This window comes from Paraburkholderia azotifigens (assembly GCF_007995085.1).
In the GTDB taxonomy this organism is placed as follows: Bacteria; Pseudomonadota; Gammaproteobacteria; order Burkholderiales; family Burkholderiaceae; genus Paraburkholderia; species Paraburkholderia azotifigens.
In genome coordinates, this window is the sequence record NZ_VOQS01000005.1 from 1455182 (window position 1) to 1473807 (window position 18626).

13 protein-coding genes are annotated in these 18626 nt (G+C 59.7%); 2 read left to right on the forward strand and 11 right to left on the reverse strand.

The annotated features are described in order from the left end of the window. Positions 1 to 45: 45 nt before the first annotated feature. Positions 46 to 894, reverse strand: coding sequence for a helix-turn-helix transcriptional regulator (locus tag FRZ40_RS38530; protein ID WP_147237703.1), 849 nt, complete (start codon positions 892 to 894; stop codon positions 46 to 48). Between the two features lie 301 nt (positions 895 to 1195). On the opposite strand from FRZ40_RS38530, the gene FRZ40_RS38535 reads away from it, so the two are divergent. Further along, on the forward strand, positions 1196 to 2092 hold the full coding sequence (locus tag FRZ40_RS38535) for a helix-turn-helix transcriptional regulator (protein WP_147237704.1): 897 nt from the start codon (positions 1196 to 1198) through the stop codon (positions 2090 to 2092). A 284-nt stretch (positions 2093 to 2376) separates the two neighbouring features. Then, positions 2377 to 3135, forward strand: coding sequence for a lysozyme inhibitor LprI family protein (locus FRZ40_RS38540; protein ID WP_240057558.1), 759 nt, complete (start codon positions 2377 to 2379; stop codon positions 3133 to 3135). A 27-nt stretch (positions 3136 to 3162) separates the two neighbouring features. Here FRZ40_RS38540 and FRZ40_RS38545 read toward each other — a convergent pair whose 3' ends face one another. The 10 genes from FRZ40_RS38545 to FRZ40_RS38590 form a co-directional block, all read right to left on the reverse strand. Further along, a complete protein-coding gene (locus FRZ40_RS38545; RefSeq protein ID WP_147238535.1) occupies positions 3163 to 5625 on the reverse strand; it encodes a glycogen/starch/alpha-glucan phosphorylase in 2463 nt (820 codons plus the stop codon). Between the two features lie 755 nt (positions 5626 to 6380). Further along, positions 6381 to 7442, reverse strand: coding sequence for a dTDP-glucose 4,6-dehydratase (rfbB, locus tag FRZ40_RS38550; protein WP_147237705.1), 1062 nt, complete (start codon positions 7440 to 7442; stop codon positions 6381 to 6383). 65 nt (positions 7443 to 7507) lie between these two features. Continuing rightward, positions 7508 to 8461 (reverse strand): glucose-1-phosphate thymidylyltransferase RfbA, encoded by a 954-nt coding sequence (rfbA, locus tag FRZ40_RS38555; protein ID WP_147237706.1) that lies wholly within the window; start codon positions 8459 to 8461, stop codon positions 7508 to 7510. Positions 8462 to 8520: 59 nt separating this feature from the next. Further along, entirely contained in the window at positions 8521 to 9480 is a 960-nt protein-coding gene (locus FRZ40_RS38560; RefSeq protein WP_147237707.1) for a glycosyltransferase family 2 protein, read from the reverse strand. A 26-nt stretch (positions 9481 to 9506) separates the two neighbouring features. Further along, complete coding sequence (locus FRZ40_RS38565; RefSeq protein ID WP_147237709.1) at positions 9507 to 10646, reverse strand: NAD-dependent epimerase/dehydratase family protein; 1140 nt, start codon at positions 10644 to 10646, stop codon at positions 9507 to 9509. A gap of 70 nt (positions 10647 to 10716) precedes the next feature. Then, positions 10717 to 11964, reverse strand: coding sequence for a flippase (locus FRZ40_RS38570; protein ID WP_147237711.1), 1248 nt, complete (start codon positions 11962 to 11964; stop codon positions 10717 to 10719). 26 nt (positions 11965 to 11990) lie between these two features. Next, entirely contained in the window at positions 11991 to 13658 is a 1668-nt protein-coding gene (locus FRZ40_RS38575) for a glycoside hydrolase 5 family protein (RefSeq protein ID WP_147237712.1), read from the reverse strand. A 56-nt stretch (positions 13659 to 13714) separates the two neighbouring features. Then, positions 13715 to 14917, reverse strand: coding sequence for a hypothetical protein (locus FRZ40_RS38580; protein WP_028366143.1), 1203 nt, complete (start codon positions 14915 to 14917; stop codon positions 13715 to 13717). Positions 14918 to 14953: 36 nt separating this feature from the next. Beyond that, on the reverse strand, positions 14954 to 16138 hold the full coding sequence (locus FRZ40_RS38585; protein ID WP_147237714.1) for a glycosyltransferase family 4 protein: 1185 nt from the start codon (positions 16136 to 16138) through the stop codon (positions 14954 to 14956). 52 nt (positions 16139 to 16190) lie between these two features. After that, positions 16191 to 18614, reverse strand: coding sequence for a polysaccharide biosynthesis tyrosine autokinase (locus FRZ40_RS38590; RefSeq protein ID WP_240057464.1), 2424 nt, complete (start codon positions 18612 to 18614; stop codon positions 16191 to 16193). Between the last annotated feature and the right edge of the window lie 12 nt (positions 18615 to 18626).

Genomic DNA, 18626 nt, shown 5'->3' on the forward strand with positions numbered 1-18626 from the left:
AAGCGCGCGTGCCACTACGAAACGCGCGAATCCCTCAGCGAACGGTCATGCGCGCGACCGGCGCGCGGCCAGATAGGCAAGCTGCGCGCGATTCTGCACCTTGAAAAGACGCTCGAGCGTCTGGATGTGATAGCCGACCTTATGCAGCGAAAGATGCAGCGCATCGGCGATATCCTGATCGGGCAGGCCTTGCACGAGCCGCTCCAATACCGCTTCCTGCTCGGGGTCGAGCACGATGGCGCGGACCTGCTGGACACGCGCCGCAACGAACGGCTGCGCGAAGCGATGCACGGCGAGGCTCACGGCGAGCGCCGTGCCGACCACGCGGTCATTGATCCAGTCTGCATCGCGCAGCTCGGACGTGAGCCCGACGCCTACGCTCAAATCGAGTTGCGGCGCCGACAGGCTGAAGATCACACCGCTGTTCATGCCGTGTGCACGCAGCGATGCGGCAAGCGCGAGTGCGCGGCGATCGCCCGTGCGTTGCGCGTCTTCGTCGAGACGGTCGAGTTGCCATGCGACAGGAAAGCCGCTTTGCAGCACTTCGGCAAAACGCGGATCGGACGCGTACCACATGCCGTCGAAATAAGACTGCATGAAAGAAACGGGCGCGAGATCGCGCAATACATAAGCGTGCAATACACGCTGTCCAATCATTTCATATGCGCCGTAACTCAACGTGCTGAAACCCGCCGCTCTCATGCGCGCATGGATTTGACAAAAATCGAGTTGAAACGGGTCGGTTTTTCCGACTGTTAAATGTGTGGCGGTAATTCCGCCATTGTCGATGCCGTGCCCGTTCTCTTCGTTGCGTGCCTGAAGCGCATCCCAGTGCGCCTGTACTTCGGCCTGCGAGAACCATTCGACAAGGGGTTCGCCGTCTTGTGCTGTCATGGGGCGGTTGCTCTCTTATTCTGTTTCACTTCATTTCGAACCCCGATATGTCCTTGGTCTTTTTATATGTACCGGACTTATTGTTTTTCTTTTTTTTTAGCCCTTTCGCTTACGACATATTACGTGAGCATTCTTTCGTATGTACAATGCCCCCGAAACCTTTACTGCTTCCTTAGTGCTTCCATTCACTGCTCAGATTCATTTCGTCGTTACACGCGCGCGGCACGATCTCTACGCTACAAGACCGTTGATTCGCGGTCCTGCGTGAAATCCGATGCTGCCCGCATCGAGGACTGCGCCAATGTCTGAAGTCGTGTCGATACCACACTCTGCATCCCGCAACATCGCGCTGTGCGCAAACGCCTGTGCATCGGACGATGCCGCGCGCCGCATTCCCGTGGTCTGGTACAACGATTCGAAGCAGGCGGCCGTCGAGCAGAGAGACGCGCCCCGTCTCGGCGTCGCGCAGATTCTGTCGAGCGCGCAGAGCGAAGCCGAGCGCGCGCGCATCGTATCGAGTCTGCTGCATCTGACGGGCTTTTCGACCTTCGCCTATTTCGCGCTCGAATTCTCGGGCGACCGTGTGCAAAGGCTCTTTCTGCACGAGGCCTTCACGCCCTCCACGTATCGCGGCGAGTATGTGCATCGTCATCACTTCGATGTCGATCCGCGCACGTTCGGCGCGCGCATGTGCAGCATGCCGATTGTGTGGGACTTGCGCAATCTGCGTCAGCAAGGCGAGCGTCACGGACTCGCATTGCCCGACGAGCGCGAAGCGTTCGCCGACTTCCTGCAGACCATGCGCGACGATGCGATGTGCAGCGGCATCATGTATTCGATGGCGATGCCGGGCACGCGCCTTCATGCGTTCATGAGCTTTACCGCGCCGCGCCGCAATCGCGACTGGATTACATCGGCGACCGTTGAACAGGCGCTATCGATCGGCTTGTCGGTTCACAAGTTCGGATCTCCGAAACTGATCACGGCTGCGCGCGAGCACGCGGCGCACAGTCTCACCGCGTTCGAACAGAAGCTGCTGACGGGGATCGCCGAGGGCGCTTCAGACAAGGAGATCGGGCGGCGGCTCGATACGAGCGCGCACAATGTCGACTACCATCTGCGCAAGCTGCGCAAACGCTTCGGCGTGTCGAACCGGATCGAACTGACGTATCTGACGTCGAAGATGGAACTGATCTGAGCAGCCGTTACCCCATCGCCGTCCGCATTTCCCGATGCAATCAGAAGCTTGCCGGCGTTGCCGCACGATCTGATAATTGACAGCACACGTCGCCAGACGGTGTCGGCATCGAGGAGAAATGCGTGAACCGCATTGATCGCCTCCTGGTAAAGTTCGCGGCAGCCCAGAACCTCACTCACTGGCTGCACTCGTGCGTCTGGCTCACTGTGCTCGTGTTGCCGGGCACGGCAACCGCGATGGACTTCAAGGTTGTTGTGTCGCCGCAGGTCCATCTGAGAGTCGTAATGGCTGAAGGGAGGATTCAGGATGGCGACGCCGAGAAATTCGCGGCCGCGGCCAAAAGGGCCGACCGCGACGACGAAGGCCTCGTCGTCCTCTTCCTGAACAGCCCGGGCGGAAATGTCGAAGCCGCGTTTCGCGTGGTCGATGCGATGGACAAAGTGCGCGTCTACACGGCCGTTCCTGACCATGCGAAGTGTGCGTCCGCTTGCGCTTCGATCCTGTTCGCTTCGGGGGAACGACGAAGTGTCATGGGCAATGGCTTGCTCGGCTTTCACAGCTGCTACCGGCGCGATGCGAAAGGCTACGCGGCGGACTCGCTTTGCAACGAAATCATCGCAGCCAATGCCATGCAAAGGGGCGTAAGCCAGGCAGCCATCAATCGATTCGTCAAGCGCTATGGCGCGGGAGACATGGCATGGGTCGGGCGCGACATCGCTTGCAAGTCGTTGCAGGGCTTATGCAAGCCCGGGCTGCTCGAAACCCGCTATCAAGCGAAGGCTGCGCCGGCACACGCTGCTGATTGCAGCAAGCTCGCGTCGGTCCAGGCGCAGCTCATTTGCGCAGACGCGGAGTTGACCCGCATCGACAAGACGTTGGCTGAACTCTATGGTCAGAAGATGAAGACCTCGTCCAACAAGAACCGGCTGCGCGCCGATCAACGGACATGGATCCGCAGTTCGCGCGACGCGTGTACTGACAAAGACTGTCTGCTGCGCAGCTATCGCATGCGCATCGCTGAACTGAAGCGGATGCCGTCATAGCGGTCGTCGTTGCTTTCCAGTGCGGCCTCAGGTCACGAGCGGCGCGCTGAGCCCCTGATCGAGCGCGACTCGCATCGGCGAAATGTTCCAGATTCGCTCACAGTACTCGCCAATCGCGCGATCCGACGAGAACTTCCCTGAATGCGCCGTGTTGAGAATCGACATCCGCGTCCACCGGACGGGATCCTGCCACGCGCCGCTCACGCGCTCCTGACACGCGACATAATCCGCATAGTCCGCGAGCACGAGAAACGGATCGGAATTGAGCAGGTTATCGACAAGCGGACGGAACACCTGCCGGTCGCCGCGCGAAAAATATCCGCCCGAGATCAGATCGAGTGTCTCGCGCAATTCCGCGTTGCCCTCCGCATATTGCGCGGGCCGATAACCTTCGCGCTTCACGCGCTCAACCTGTTCGGCCGTCAGACCGAAAAGAAAAAAGTTCTCATGGCCTGCTTCGTCGCGGATCTCGATGTTCGCGCCGTCCAGCGTGCCGACCGTGAGCGCGCCGTTCATCATGAACTTCATGTTCCCTGTTCCGGATGCTTCCTTGCCGGCAGTTGAAATCTGCTCAGACACGTCAGCGGCAGGATAGATGAAGTGTGCGTTCTTTACATTGAAATCGGGAAAGAACACGACCTTGAGTCTGCCATTCACCGCCGGGTCATTGTTGACGACTTCCGCGATGCCCGTAATCAGCCTGATCATCAGCTTCGCCATCGCATAGCCAGGCGCCGCCTTTCCGCCGAAGATGAAGCAGCGCGGCGCAGCGCCTTGCCCGCGATTGCGCCGCAAGCGCTGATAAAGCGTGATGATGTACAGCGCGTTCAGATGCTGTCGCTTGTACTCGTGAATGCGCTTCACCTGAATGTCGAACAGCGCATCCGGCTCGACGGCGATGTTCGTGGCTTCGTGGATACGCTTCGCCAGTATTCTCTTGTTCGACCGTTTGACGTCACGCCACTTCTCCTGAAACGCCCGGTCGCCGGCATAGGCGTCGAGCGCCTTCAGGCGCGTGAGGTCGGTGACCCAGCCTTTCCCGATCGTTTCGTCGAGCAGGCTGGCGAGCCCCGGATTGCTCAACAGCATGAACCGGCGCGGCGTGACGCCGTTGGTCACGTTGAGAAAACGCTCGGGCCACATCTCGGCGAAGTCTCGCAGCACGGTTTGTCTGAGCAAAGTCGAATGCAACCCGGCAACGCCGTTGACGGCATGGCTGCCGACCGTCGACAGATGCGCCATGCGGATTTTCTTATCGCCGTGCTCGTCGATCAGCGATATGCGCGCAACACGCGCTTCGTCGCCGGGAAATTTGCGCCGCACTGTTTCGAGGAAACGGCGGTTGATCTCATAGACGATCTCGAGCAGACGCGGCAGCAACTGACCAAACAGCGGCAATCCCCAGGTTTCGAGCGCCTCAGGTAAAAGCGTGTGGTTGGTGTATGCCAGTGTTCGGCATGTGATCTCCCATGCCTCGTCCCATGGCATCATCCGCACGTCTACGAGCAGACGCATCAGTTCAGCAACCGCGATGGAAGGATGCGTGTCGTTCAGTTGCACCGTGAACATATCCGCGAAACGTGCAACGGGTTCGCCCTTCAGGTCGAGAATGCGCAACATGTCCTGCAGCGAGCAGGACACGAAGAAATACTGCTGCGCGAGGCGCAGCCGCTTGCCCGCCTCGGGCTCGTCGTTGGGATACAGCACCTTCGAAAGCGTTTCGGAGATGACCTTCTCCTGCACGGCCTGGTAATAATCGCCCGCATTGAAGTCCTGCAGGTCGAACGATTCGACGGCTTCGCTCTTCCATAAACGAAGCGTGTTGCAGGTATTGACGCGAAACCCGAGCATCGGCGTATCGCAGGCAACGCCCTTGACCATGCGTGCCGGCACCCAGCGCACCGTATAGCGGCCGCATTCATCCGTCGCGCTCTCGGTATGGCCGCCAAAGGCCACGTAATAGGCCACGTTCGGGCGCACGATTTCCCATGGATTGCCCTTCTGCAGCCATTTGTCGGTCACCTCCACCTGACAGCCGTCGCGAATCTCCTGATCGAAGATACCGAATTCATAGCGGATGCCATAACCGACTGACGGGATTTCAAGCGTCGCGAGCGAGTCGAGATAACAGGCCGCAAGCCGCCCCAGCCCGCCATTCCCGAGCCCCGGTTCTTCTTCGATTGCGAGCAGCGCGTCGAGGTCCTGGCCAAGAGAGCGCATGGCTGCGCGCGCGTTGTCCTCGATACCGAGGTTGACCAGATTGTTGCCGAGCTGGGGCCCTATCAGGAATTCTGCAGACAGGTAGCATGCCACCCGCAATTCGCGCGCGGCGTATGTCTGTATCGTCGCGGCCCAGCGCGCCAGCATGCGGTCGCGCACGCTGTAGGCAAGCGCCATGTACCAGTCATGCGGCGTCGCAATGCCCGGCGGGCGGGCCTGCAGGCAGATCAGGTTGTCGAGTATGCCGTGGCGCAACGCGTCGACGTCCATTCCGCTGCGAGCCGAATCCGCACTCAGAGTGATGCTCGACGTCGCAGCAGTGGTCACCGTGCTTCCCCTTGTTGCGTCGCCTCAAGGCTTCAGTCGAGCCATGCATGTGAAGCGGCCGTTAAAGCAGAATACGTTACGGGGACTGCATTTCAAGGGCTATTCCACATGCAGCGTTTCGCCAACCGGCATCGTCACGGAGGCGAGCCGGTGCAGCCGTCACATGCATTCGACTATGCGGCGCTTAAAGCGCCGCTCAGGATCCCGCTGACTGAGCAGTTGCCCCTGATAATCTGGGAGGCGGCTGCGAGGCCATGGACCCGTCTTCGCCGGAGACAGAAACGGCGGGCGGCGCAACAACGGCCGACGGGGGCGGCGAGACGGCAGCGTCGACAAGAAATCCACTCGATGTGAGGAAGATTGCGAGTAAAAGTACGAATTCCATCATGTGCCTCGTCTATGTCAAGGGTCCCTTCCGGCATCGCGCCGGCGTTCGTAGGTGGCAGATGCTTGCTAATGACACCGGCAAATATGACACCGGCAAATATCGAGTCTGAAATATCCATCAGATCAAGGATATCGTGCAGATCACGGACATGATATTGGACCAAAGTCCAATACCGCGCCAAAACTTCGTACGAACAGAAGTCGAACGTTTGCAAGCGATCGTGATGTGTATCGCGTGGGCGGCCTGTCTCCAGGCGACGCCAAACGTCTAGACCTTGCCGGACCCGCAGTGCGCTTCGTGCCGAGATCGCTCACGCGCCGATAAGATCGTCCGCGCCGGCCAGTTTTCGATACTCGCCTGAACTCACTTCGCTGACCCAGCGCGGATGGCCGAGATACCAGTCGACGGTTTTTCTCAGCCCCGTTTCGAACGTCTCTTCTGGTCTCCAGCCGAGTTCGCGCTCCAGCTTGCTCGCGTCGATTGCGTATCGACGGTCATGGCCCGGGCGATCCGCGACGGCGGCAATCTGATTGCAGTACGAGCCCGATGCGCTAGGCCACCGTTCGTCGAGCAGTCTGCACAGCGCATGCACGACACTGATGTTCGTCACCTCGTTGCATCCGCCGATGTTGTACGTTTCGCCGGGCCGTCCTCTCGCGAGCACGGCGCGAATCGCCTTGCAGTGATCGCCGACGTATAACCAGTCGCGCACGTTCAGCCCGTCTCCGTAGACAGGAAGAGGCTTTCCGGCCAGCGCGCGGGTGATCGTCAACGGAATCAGCTTCTCGGGAAACTGATACGGACCATAGTTATTCGAGCAGTGGGTGGTGAGAGTCGGCAATCCATACGTGTGGTGCCACGCGCGCACCAGATGATCCGAACTCGCCTTGGACGCGGAATAGGGGCTGTTCGGTGCATAAGGATGTTTCTCGGTGAAAGGCGGCGCCTGCATCGACAGCGAGCCGAACACCTCGTCCGTCGATATGTGCAGGAAGCGAAACGCCTCGCGCTCCGCTTCCGGCAATCCTTGCCAATAACGACGCGCCGCTTCGAGCAGCGTGAAGGTGCCGATCACATTGGTCTGCATGAATTCGTCGGGCCCGCGAATCGACCTGTCGACATGGCTCTCCGCTGCGAAGTGGAGGATCGCCCGTGGCTGATACTGAGCGAGAAGGAAATCCATGGCCTGCCCGTCGCAGATATCCTCACGCACGAAGATGTGACTTCCGTCGCCACGCAACGACTCGAGCGTCCCGAGGTTGCCCGCGTAGGTCAGTTTGTCGACGTTTACGACCGTTTCATCCACTGTGTTAAACCAGTCGATGACGAAGTTCGCTCCAATAAAACCCGCTCCACCCGTTACCAGAATCATGGTCGCCTCATCAAGCGTTTATCGACGTGAGGTATCTATCGAAAAGTGCATCCATGCACCCGGCCTTATGAGACTCGCCGGATGCGCGCGCTTTCAAAATGTGGAGGGGTTGCTTCGACGCGGGTTGCCGTGGACGGCCAGGCGACCCGATCCTGCGCGATGTCCGCAAGGTATCGGCCGTACGCCGTCTTCGACAGTGGTCTGGCGAGCGCCTGCAACTGGTCGGCGTCGATCCACTGCAAGCGAAACGCGATCTCCTCCGGGCATGCGACCATCATGCCCTGCCGCTTCTGCAGCGTGGCGATAAAGGTCGATGCGTCGATCAGCGAGTCGTGCGTGCCCGTATCGAGCCATGCATAACCACGCCCCATGATCTCGACATGCAATTGCTGATGGCGCAGGTAATGCACGTTGACATCGGTGATTTCCAGTTCGCCGCGTGCGGACGGTTTGATGTCCGCTGCGATATCGCAGACCTGCCGGTCGTAGAAATACAGGCCCGTCACCGCATAACTCGAACGCGGCTTCGCCGGTTTCTCCTCGATTGAAATCGCCTTGAATTCCGGGTCGAATTCGACGACACCATAGCGTTCCGGATCATTCACGTGATAAGCAAATACCGTGGCGCCATCCTCGCGATGGCCCGCACTTTCGAGTTGCTTCAGCAGTTCATGCCCGTAGAAAATATTGTCCCCAAGAATGAGTGCCGAGTTGTCGTTAGCGACGAATGATCGGCCGATGATGAACGCCTGTGCCAAACCGTCCGGCGAAGGCTGCACCGCATATTGCAGATTCATGCCCCATCTTGCGCCGTCACCGAGGAGCGCCTGAAAGCGCGGTGTGTCCTCCGCCGTCGAGATGATGAGCACGTCGCGTATGCCCGCAACCATCAGCGTGCTTAGCGGGTAGTAAATCATCGGCTTGTCGTAGACGGGAAGAAGCTGCTTCGAAACCGACTGCGTCACCGGATACAGGCGCGTACCCGATCCGCCTGCAAGGATGATTCCTTTTCGAGCCATGACCACCTCCATTATTGCGTGTAGCCTGAATGCAGTGATGTGACGGCGTGCAATACGCCTCAAGCCCCTTCTCGTTGCGGCGGACGCTTGAAATAGCCGGAAGGCGTCACACGCTGACCGGCGAGTCCCAGACGCAATCCCGACGCGATGCCGCGCAGTACGCTCTTGCGGCCAGCCTCTGTAAAGCGTGGGTATTTGTAGAGCATCGCCGCGAGCGAATAAGCAATCGCAACGACGGATTCGAACGCGCCCAGACTCTTGCGGCTGAAATAAATCCGGTTGCGCGTGACGTAGAAGAGCGTAAATGGACTTTCGCCGCCGCCCGTCGAAAAACTCACCTTATGCGCCACTTCTGACGATGGAACGTAAAGCAGCCGGATGCCCGCTTGATTCATGCGCCAGACGAAATCGACGTCGTCGTAGTAAACGAAGTACTGTTCGTCCATCACGCCTATCCTCGAGAACACGCTCTTATGAAGCAAGGTGAAACACGTCGGCGCGTATTCCGTGACGAATTCCTGATCGAACTGGCCGTGATCTTCGACACCGTCGCCCACGTGTTTGACGACTGCCTTCATTTTCGAAATGAAGCCCCCGGCGCACCATATGCGTCTGGTTCCGTGGTAGAAGATCTTTGGAAATGTCGCGAGCACGTCGCCTTTTCCATTGCGGTCCACAAGTTCGGCGATGGTCCGCACGCCCCTGAACTCGGTATCGTTATTGGCTAGCAGCACGTATTCGCAACCGTCTGCAAGCGCAAGCTCGATTCCCTGATTGTTGCCCCGCGCAACACCCAGATTGGCGTTGTTGAACACGATGCGCGCATCGATTCCCCACTGATCTGCCAGCCTGTGTGCCAACCTGCTGCCGCTGTCCGTCGCACTGTTGTCGATCACGTAGAGCTTGAGATTCACGTCCTGCTGCAGGCCAAGGGACGCGAAGAAGTCGTCGAGTACATCGTCGGACTGGTACAGAACCGTGACGACGCCAATCAGCGGTCTCGAACGGTCGATAGTCATGTCGCTACTCCTTATGGATCTTCCCATCACGTTTGGTAAAGCCCGCGCGCCTTCATTTCGGTGACGCTTCTGTCGTAGGTGTCAGGCGCGACGTCCTGCCCGTCGACCCATGCGGCGAAACGCGCGATGCCTTCGTCGAACGGGACTTTCGGCTCGAATCCAAGCCGCTCCCGCGGCCGTGTGAGATCCGCGTAGTTATGCCGGATGTCGCCCAGCCGGAACGCACCCGTGACGTTGATCGCCACCTTGCTTCCGTACAGGTCGCGCAGTTTCGTCGCGACGCCCAGCACTTCCGTGCGTTCGCCGGAGCCTATGCCAAAGATCTGATTGTCTGCATTGGGGTTCAACAGGGCCGCCATCGTGGCGTCGCATACGTCGTCGATATAGACGAAATCCCGGCTCTCCCGTCCGTCCTCGAATACGTTGATGGGGTTCTCGTTCTTGATTCGCGTCGAGAAAATGGACAGGATGCCCGTGTACGGATTCGACAGCGATTGCCCCGGGCCGTACACGTTCTGATAGCGAAGCGCACAGCCTGCGATTCCCAGCGACCGGCACACGGTCATCACCATCTGCTCCTGGTTGTACTTGGTGATGCCGTAGACGGACGATGGATTGATCCTCGAATCCTCGTCGGTGGGGAGACATTCCATCTTCTGGCCCGTACGCGGGCACATGAAATCGAAATGTCCGGCACGCATTTCGTTTTCCTCGCGCGCGCCGGGATAGACAATTCCGTCCGCCGGCGAGCGATACTTGCCTTCGCCGTAGATCGCGCGCGACGACGCGACGACAACTTTCTTGACGGTGTGAAGGGTGTCCTTCACCAGTACGTCGAGCATGAGCGCCGTGCCGCGCACGTTGACCTTGATATAACGGTCGACTTCATACATCGACTGGCCCGTGCCCGTCTCCGCGGCAAGATGCACGATCGCGTCCTGTCCGCGCATCGCGCGCTCGAGCGTTTCGCGGTCAAGGACCGATCCTTCGATGAAGCGCACTTTATCCTTCACCGATAGGAACAAAGCGGATTTGTTGTACGGATCGTCGCCATGTATCTGCGGTGACAGATTGTCGAGCACCGTCACCGTCACGTTGTGGCTCACCAGTTTTCTGGCAAGATTCGAACCGATAAAGCCGGCACCGCCGGTAATGAGCACTTTCATACTTGCAACGCTCCTCAGGTTCCAACCGTGAACCCTGACGTACCATCTGCAGGGGGGAATAGACCATGCGTCATCGACTGTCCAACGCCTGCACGACGCCTTTCGCGTACAACGTATAGGCCATTGCGGCGACCACGGCCGTTTGCGTGACGAGCACCGCGGCCGCAGCGCCGATCGCAGCAAACCAGGTCGCAAGGATGTAGATCAACACGACGTTCAACGCCCCCGATGACAGCAGGATCCGGCTGAACTGGCTCTTCATCCCGAGAGGCAGCATTGCCTGCACGCCAAAAATATTCGTCAGGGCAGCCATGAGGGGCAGGAAGGCCATCCAGCGCAACACGTCTGTGGCGGGAGCGAAATGCGCGCCGTACAGGACCTTCACGGCATACGGCGCACTCACGAAAATGGTCAGCGAAACGGCCAGCATGATGGTCCCCTGCGCCGCCAGCAGTTTGCGCAGGAGAACCATTGCGTCGTCTCGCGCGTGATGCATCAGATAACTGATGCGTGGATAAGCTGCATTCGACAGCGGCGTGATCATGCCGATGCCTGCTTTCACCAGCTTGTCTGCTGCGGCGAAATAACCCGCTTCGACGTTGCCCGCGACAAAGCCGAGCACCACGGTGTTCGTGTACGCGTAAAAATTCACGGAGAACATGGCAACGAAGACTTGCCACCCCGCTCTCAAAGCGGCGACGATATCCACTACCGACGTGCGGAAGCGCCCCACCTCGCCTCGTAAAAGGACATAACCGAGAATGACCGCGCTCGACCCCAGGATGACCGCGCTATTGATGCCTATCGCCCAGTAAATGTCGGATTTCGACCGGACCAGCAGCAACATTGCGGGCAAACTCAGCACTCGCCCCGTGAAAGTCACGATGCTCAGCAGCTTGAGCTTCTCGATGCCCTGCATGTACCAACCGGGGCACAAGCTCGCACCGAGTGCCGTTCCATAGCCGATCGCGAGCAGTTCGCGGTCGTTCTCCAGACGCCCCACAATGAAAGTCAGCGCCATCAACACGACGAATCCTGCGCACGCAATCAGGATCTGCGCAGTCAGCGTCGTCCAGAAGATCTCAGTACGCTTCTCCCGATCGTCGCGGTGAACCGAAATCTGCGGCGTGACGGTCAGATCGAAGCCGTACTGCGCGAGATTGACGAAGTACATGATGATCGCCATCGCCACACTAAGACGGCCGAATCCTTCTGCCGACAGAACGCGCGTCTGCCACGGCACGATCAGCATCGGCACCACGTAGGTCGATATCTGCACCACCAACAGAAAAGCGGCGTTCTTTCTCACCGACGACATGGAAGCTCCCAATATCCGATCCGCGATCAGCGCACGACGGCCTCTGGCAACAGGTAAGACGGCAAGGGTCCAAGCCGCCACTTGAGTCCCGCCCCGTCCGCCGTCACCTGAGATTCGGCGCCTTGCCAGTCACGCTGCACGTACTTGCCCGCAGGCACCTGCACGGACACCACGCGCGCCGTGTTCGCTGTCGTCCATCCGACAATCACGGGCTCTGAATTGCCGTACTGGAACACCTTCACGTTTTCATCGTCGACCAGTGCGCTGTGCCATTTGCGGCTTCCGAGCGTTGCATTCAGCACGGCAGAAGCGACATAAGCCGGCTTCGGCGAGAGGTCATTTCTCAACATGCCGAAGTTGTCCTCCTGGTTGGAGGGATCGTTGCCGTCGTCGACGAAGTCATACCAGAACATGACCGTCACCCCGGCGTAACGTCGCGACAGCAGATAGCTCCTCACCAGGTAAGCTGCCTGCGATGTCGGATCCAGCGCGGCCGATGCGGGGCTCGAGGGCCAGCCCAATTCGGTGATCCATAGCTGCACGCGCCGTCCGTCCGTTCGCGGATGCTGCCCGGTCAGCTGCACGAGATAGGGCCACGCCGTCGGAATGCTGACCGAGGCGATGGGGCCGCCCGCAGTCGGGTAGCCCGTCTCCGGAATGTGCGGCGACATATATGGATGAACGCTGAATGCATCCTGGTAGTCGAGTGCGCCGCTTTTGCTCATCTCCAGCAGGCAGTCCCCGCCAGGGCCTCCGCCCGCACCGCCTCCGCCGCACGAGATGACGGTTGCCTGCGGGCTGCGCTCCTTGATCTGCATGTAGACGGGTTTCAGCAGCGCCACGTAGCCGGCATAGCCGAGTCGCGCGAACGCGGGTTCGTTCCAGACTTCCCAGTGCGTGACCATCTGTCCGTAGCGGCGGACCACCTCGTCCACATAGCGCACAAAGAACCGTCGTGCCTCCGGGCTATCTGGGAAGCTCTGCTCAGCCCCGAACAGTTCCGGATAGGCTTTCGCATTGCCATAGGCCAGTACGATGAGTGGCGAAATCCCGAGCTTCGACGCACGATTCAGATACGCGTCGTAGTCTTTCGGGAAAACAAACACACCCGGTTTCTGTTCGATGTGATCCCAGTAGATCTCGTCCCGTATCCACGAGAAGCCCGCGCTTTTGACAAGCGGCAACAGAACTTCCGGCGCCCCCTTTCCTTGCGCAAAATGCGTGACCACACCGAAGTCGGGAAATGATGACCGTCCGCGCGGCGACATTGCCGCGACATTGACGCGCTTCGAGGCGACCGCTTTGCCATTCTCCGAAAGCAATGTCGCGTCGACGAGAAACAGACCCGCTCGCGGAATCGTAATGCTGACCGTCGCGTTGACGCTTTGACGCGTAAGCGTGACCGCCTGCTGGTAAGAAGCGATGGGGTCGCTCACCAGCGCGCCGTCGCCGTCATACCTCAGAAGCGACGTCCGAAGCATCGCGCTGCCCGTTTTCTCCTGAGGCGGTATGCCGAACTCGATCTTCATGTCGCCGGCACGCTGCGCGATCAACGATCCCGCTGGATTGTTCACATTGAGCGTCAACTCTGCACCCAGCACAGTGGGCACGCCTGCGCACCACAAAGCGACTGCCGAAAGCAGCAGTACGCGCATCGATGTCGTCAAACAGCTCGCAATGCGACCTGCGAACATGAAACCTCCTTGCTGTCCGATCACTCCGGTTGGCGTAAAAGACGCATTCGAAATCGCTATTTCGTCATGGACACGTTCTTGCGAACACTCGCATATCGCACTGGCGCAAAAGATTTCCATGCAGGCGGCCGGCGCGCCACTGTCAGATATTTCGCGCTATAGGCGGAGAAGCGCGGCCAGTACAACGTCAGGTAGGCGAGCGGCACGAAGGAAGTCACGGTCGTGATGCTCACCGTCGCGGTCAGCAGCAGAAACAGGAGCATGACGAAACCGTCGCTTGCAGTCAGCGCGACGACGCCCAACAGGATCAACGCGCTGAACACGCCCATTTCCGCAACGTTTGCAGGCAACCCGGCGAAGGTCACACCCGCGCCCTGCACGTCGCGCTCGATGAGGTGCACATACGGCAAGTACCGGTAATGCGCGATCAGTTCACTGGCGTTGATGCCGTGAACGACGTCTTCGAGTCTTGCATCGAACAGGAACGCGTAACCGCCAAGCCGATGCCCGAACGTATCCGAGTCGAAGAAATTGAAACGCGCGAGATACGCGCCTAGCAGCGCAAAAAATACCGTGTACGCCAGCAGGACAATCAGCGGATGGACCCTTCTTATCCCGTCGCGCAGCGGATACAACGCAGCGAAGATCACAAACACGAACGACGACTTGGAAAAACTGATGAACAGGCCGATACAGTACAGCGCGATCATTTTGCGGCTCGTCGTTCCTCTGACGATGTCCGCGACAAACGATGCGACCAGCAAGGACGAAAAGAACCCCGCTTCACGGGAAAAACCCGACACGCGCGAGAAATAGAAGATCTCGTAGAAGTTCGTGTTGGTCTCTGTCGCATATTCGCCCCACAGCATTTTCGACAGATTCTTGGGGCCAAGCTGTATCGACAGACTCTGATCGACGTAGTAAAGGACAAACTGAGCCAGCGCGAAGATCACGTTGATTGCCATCCATTGATGAAGGCAATCCAGGCCGCGCCCGGATGTGTACAACAGATAGCCGATGCACACGGCGATCGACACTACTCGCACCGCAACAGACGGAGAGCCCATAAAGCTCACGATCAGCGCGACGCCGAGGGGACCGCTCCATCTGCGAAACGTGTTGCTCACGAACCGTAAAAATCCGGGGTCGAGAAACGGAATGACGACATAGACGTAAACGGTGACACCCGATACCTGCGGATTGAAGATCACGCAGGTAAAGAACATGTAGAACAGAATCGATATCACCTTGGGGTACATCGACCTCTCCGTCGCGGCAGTGTTGACGGGAGCGCGTCAGCGCGCGTGACTGATCGTGTCCAGCAGACGGCTGGCGGACTTCGACCACTGGAATTGCCCGGCGTGCTCGCGACCGCGCGTCCGGTACATCGCGCGCATTTGCGCATCGTTCATCATCGCCGTCATTTTCTCGGCGATGTCCTCGACGGAATACGCGTCGCAATAGACCGCTGCATCGCCGCACACTTCCGGCAACGAAGCCTCGCGCGACACGATCACCGGGCAGCCGCAATACATCGCCTCTAAAGGCGGGAGCCCGAATCCTTCATAGAGCGACGGAAACACAAAGAAGGCAGCGTTCTCGTACAGCGCCTTCAACTCGCTATCCGACACATATCCCGCCCAGACGACCTTTTCCCCCTCCGCTCCCGCACGCGTCGTACTGTTGCCGAAGATGCGCCCGTTCTTGCCGCCGGCGACGACGAATTTGAAGTCGTCGCGCAACTCGAGCCGCTCGATCGCGGCAAGCAAACGCGCATGATTCTTTCCACCCGCCAGGCTGCCGACCGCCAGTCCATAGCGGTCCTTCTTCAGATCGAGGCGCGAGATCACGCCGGAGTCGCTCTCGATGCGGCCGAAATGATCGGCCGCCAGCTTGACCACCGACACCTTGGAATCCGGCACGGCAAGCGCGGCACGAATCCGTGACTTCGAGAACTCCGATACGGTCACGATATGCCGCGCATTCAGCTTCAACGAGAAGAACATGAACGCGTACCACCAGCGGAACTTCCTCGAGTAGCCGGCCGGCGCATCGAACACAGCCATGTCGTAGATCATCACGACATGCCGTCGCTTGATGATGGGCCCCACATTGCAAAGACTCAGCAGAATGTGGCGCCCGGACGCGAACGGCAACGCAAGTTGTTCCCAAAGCGATCCCTTGAGCCAGGAAAATGCCGTTCGTGTTTTGAACGGTGCGGATGCCGTCGTGGCGTCGACGGGGACGATCACCGAGAAACGCCTGTGCTCCTGCTCCACACGCTGCAACGCAGTGGCGAATTCATACGCACAGCGCTGCACACCCGTCATGCGTTGGCTCATGAACTTGCCGTTGATGACGAAGTCTTCGTCCGACGCGTCGATACCGGTCGCGGTTGCGTCGCCGGACTGGCTGGAGATGACGTTGCCTCGCGTCGCGGAAAGTGCACGAGAAGCCGTTCGATGTGGCGTATTCAGCATGATTTCCCTCTCTGACTGGATCTGCCGGAAGCGACGTGCTCACGCGTCGGTTCTATGCATTGCGTTGCATCTGGCTTGCGTTCGCGGAGTACGCCCTTGCGTAGGCATGCCATCGCTTTTCACTCCGGCGTTGCGGCATCGCATTGAAGACAGCGCCGATCAGATTGGCCCCCGCGCGATCCAGGCGCCGCAAGGTCTCTTCCAGTTCGGACTGGGTTTGCACGTTCGGACGAAGCACCAGCAGCGTGGCGCCGGCATGGGCCGCAAGGATGTTTGCATCCGTTACGGCGAGAACGGGCGGTGTGTCGACAATGACGAGATCGAATTGCTCACTGGCGATGTGAAGCAGGTTGCGCATTCGCTGCGTCGCGAGCAACGCCGATGGATTCGCCGGATAGAGTCCAGTCGCAAGCAACGACATGCCGTCGATGCAAGTGGGTTGAATCGCGCGCAGCGGAATGATGTGTCCTGCCAGCAGCTCCGCCAGACCATTCGACGCGGGAAGCCCGAAATGCGAAGCGAGCACGCCGCGCCGCATGTCGGCATCGATCAGCAAGACCCGCTTGCCCGTCTCGCTTGCGAGCACCGCGAGATTCGCGGAAACAAAGCTCTTGCCCGTGCCAGGCGTCGCGCCCGTCACCAGCAGGATCTTGTTCGGCGCTACGGCGACCGCACACTCCAGCGCGGTTCGCACGTCGCGCAACTGCTCCATCGACAGATCGGCCGGCCGGTGTATGGCGAGAGGCGTCCCTGTTACGTGACGCTTTCTGGCGGAAGACGGCGACTTCGCGTGGTTCGATGCTTCGTGGGACGCACGATGGAACGGCGCGCCGATGCCCGCTTCGCGAAGCCGTTGCGGATCGCTCCCGTGCGGATCGATTGCTCCCGCGGCATCGGGCGCTTGCGTATCCGCGCTCATCCTGTCGCCTGGGTGCGTCTGCGGCGACGCGATGCGGTCCGCGCCGTAGTCAAGCCGCGCCTGCTCGCTGCTGAAGCGGATTGCGCCGAAAACAGGCAGGCGCAAACGGCGTTCGACAGACAGCGGCTCGCGCACACCGTTGAAGTACTGCTGCCGCACGAACACGAACAGCACGCCAAGGATCACACCTGCTCCCGCACCCGTGGCGACGATCAGCAAACGCTTCGGCTTGACGGGTCTGGACGGCCAAAGCGGCGTATCGACGATATGCACATTGCCGAGCGTCCCCGCTCGCGTTACATCCAGTTCGTGCGACTTGTTGAGCATCGCGAGATAGATGTCATTGGCCGCTTTGACGTCGCGCGTCAGATCGGCCGTCGTGCGCACTGCAAGCGGCAACGTGCTGAAGCGCGCTTCGAATGCCTCCTTTTCGCTGGCGAGCTGCTTCAGCTGATCATCGGTGGTTCGCACCTGAGCACTGTCGGGCGTGAACTGCTCGAGGAGCCGCGTGCGCTGCAGTCTCACACTGGCAATCTCGCGAGCGAAGTCGAGACTGCCCTGCAGATACATCGTGCTCTCAGGATCGGGCTTGATCGTTCCAACCGCCGTCTGGTAGTCGCTCAATCGCACTTCCGCCTGCCGGAGTTCGTCGCGCAGGCGGGGCAGTTCACCATCCACGAACGCCAGCGTTTCGCTTGCTTCTTCACGGCGTTGCGCGATGTGCGCGGCGATATACGTTTTGGCAATCGCATCCGTCACGCGCATGGCAAGCATCTGATCGCTGCTTTCGTAAAGGATCTGGATAACGCCCGTGTCTTTGCCCAGCTCCATCACCTGCAATTGCCGATGAATCCGCTCGATCGCATCGACATCGCTATAGCGCACCACCGTAAAGCGTGTACCCGGCCGGGCCGCCAAGCGGTCCACCGTGATCGACCCGCCGTCGCCCGCTGCCGGCACGCCCACGGTACCCGAGAGAATCGGGCGGCCGTTCGGGTCATCGAGCCGGTATCGACCGCCGTCGAGCACCAGCATGCCGAGCGGCTCGTTCTCCAGTTCACGCGGCACGCGTAACGAGGCCAGCGTCACGATCTCCCCGCCCCACGCAAACGACGGGAGGCCGAGAATGGGCGGCATGGGCGTGCCACGCGTCGCGAACAGGTCGGTAATATCCGCGAGCAAAGGCAGCCGGCGCGGCGTGACCGACAGGTTCAATCTGAATTGCTCGATCACCGGCAACAGTACGTTGCGGCTCTGTACCATTTCGATCTCGACGTCGGTCGGCAATTTCAGCGGAACCGGCTGGGCAACCTGCGGCGCCTGCAATGCGATGCCAAGTCCGTTCGGGTTCGGTAGATCCACTCGCAGCACCGCGTTGGCGTCGTACATCGGGGTAGCGAGGTACGCTTTCAGAATCGACGCCCCGAACACCAGTGCGGCGATACAGGTCACGACCCAGATGTTGTCGACGATCAGCCGTCCGAGATCTCCGGCGACGAAGGCGTCTTCATCGCCGCGCCCCGTTTCGTTCTTCATGCCGATGCTCTTTACGCTCAAGTTCGTACTCCT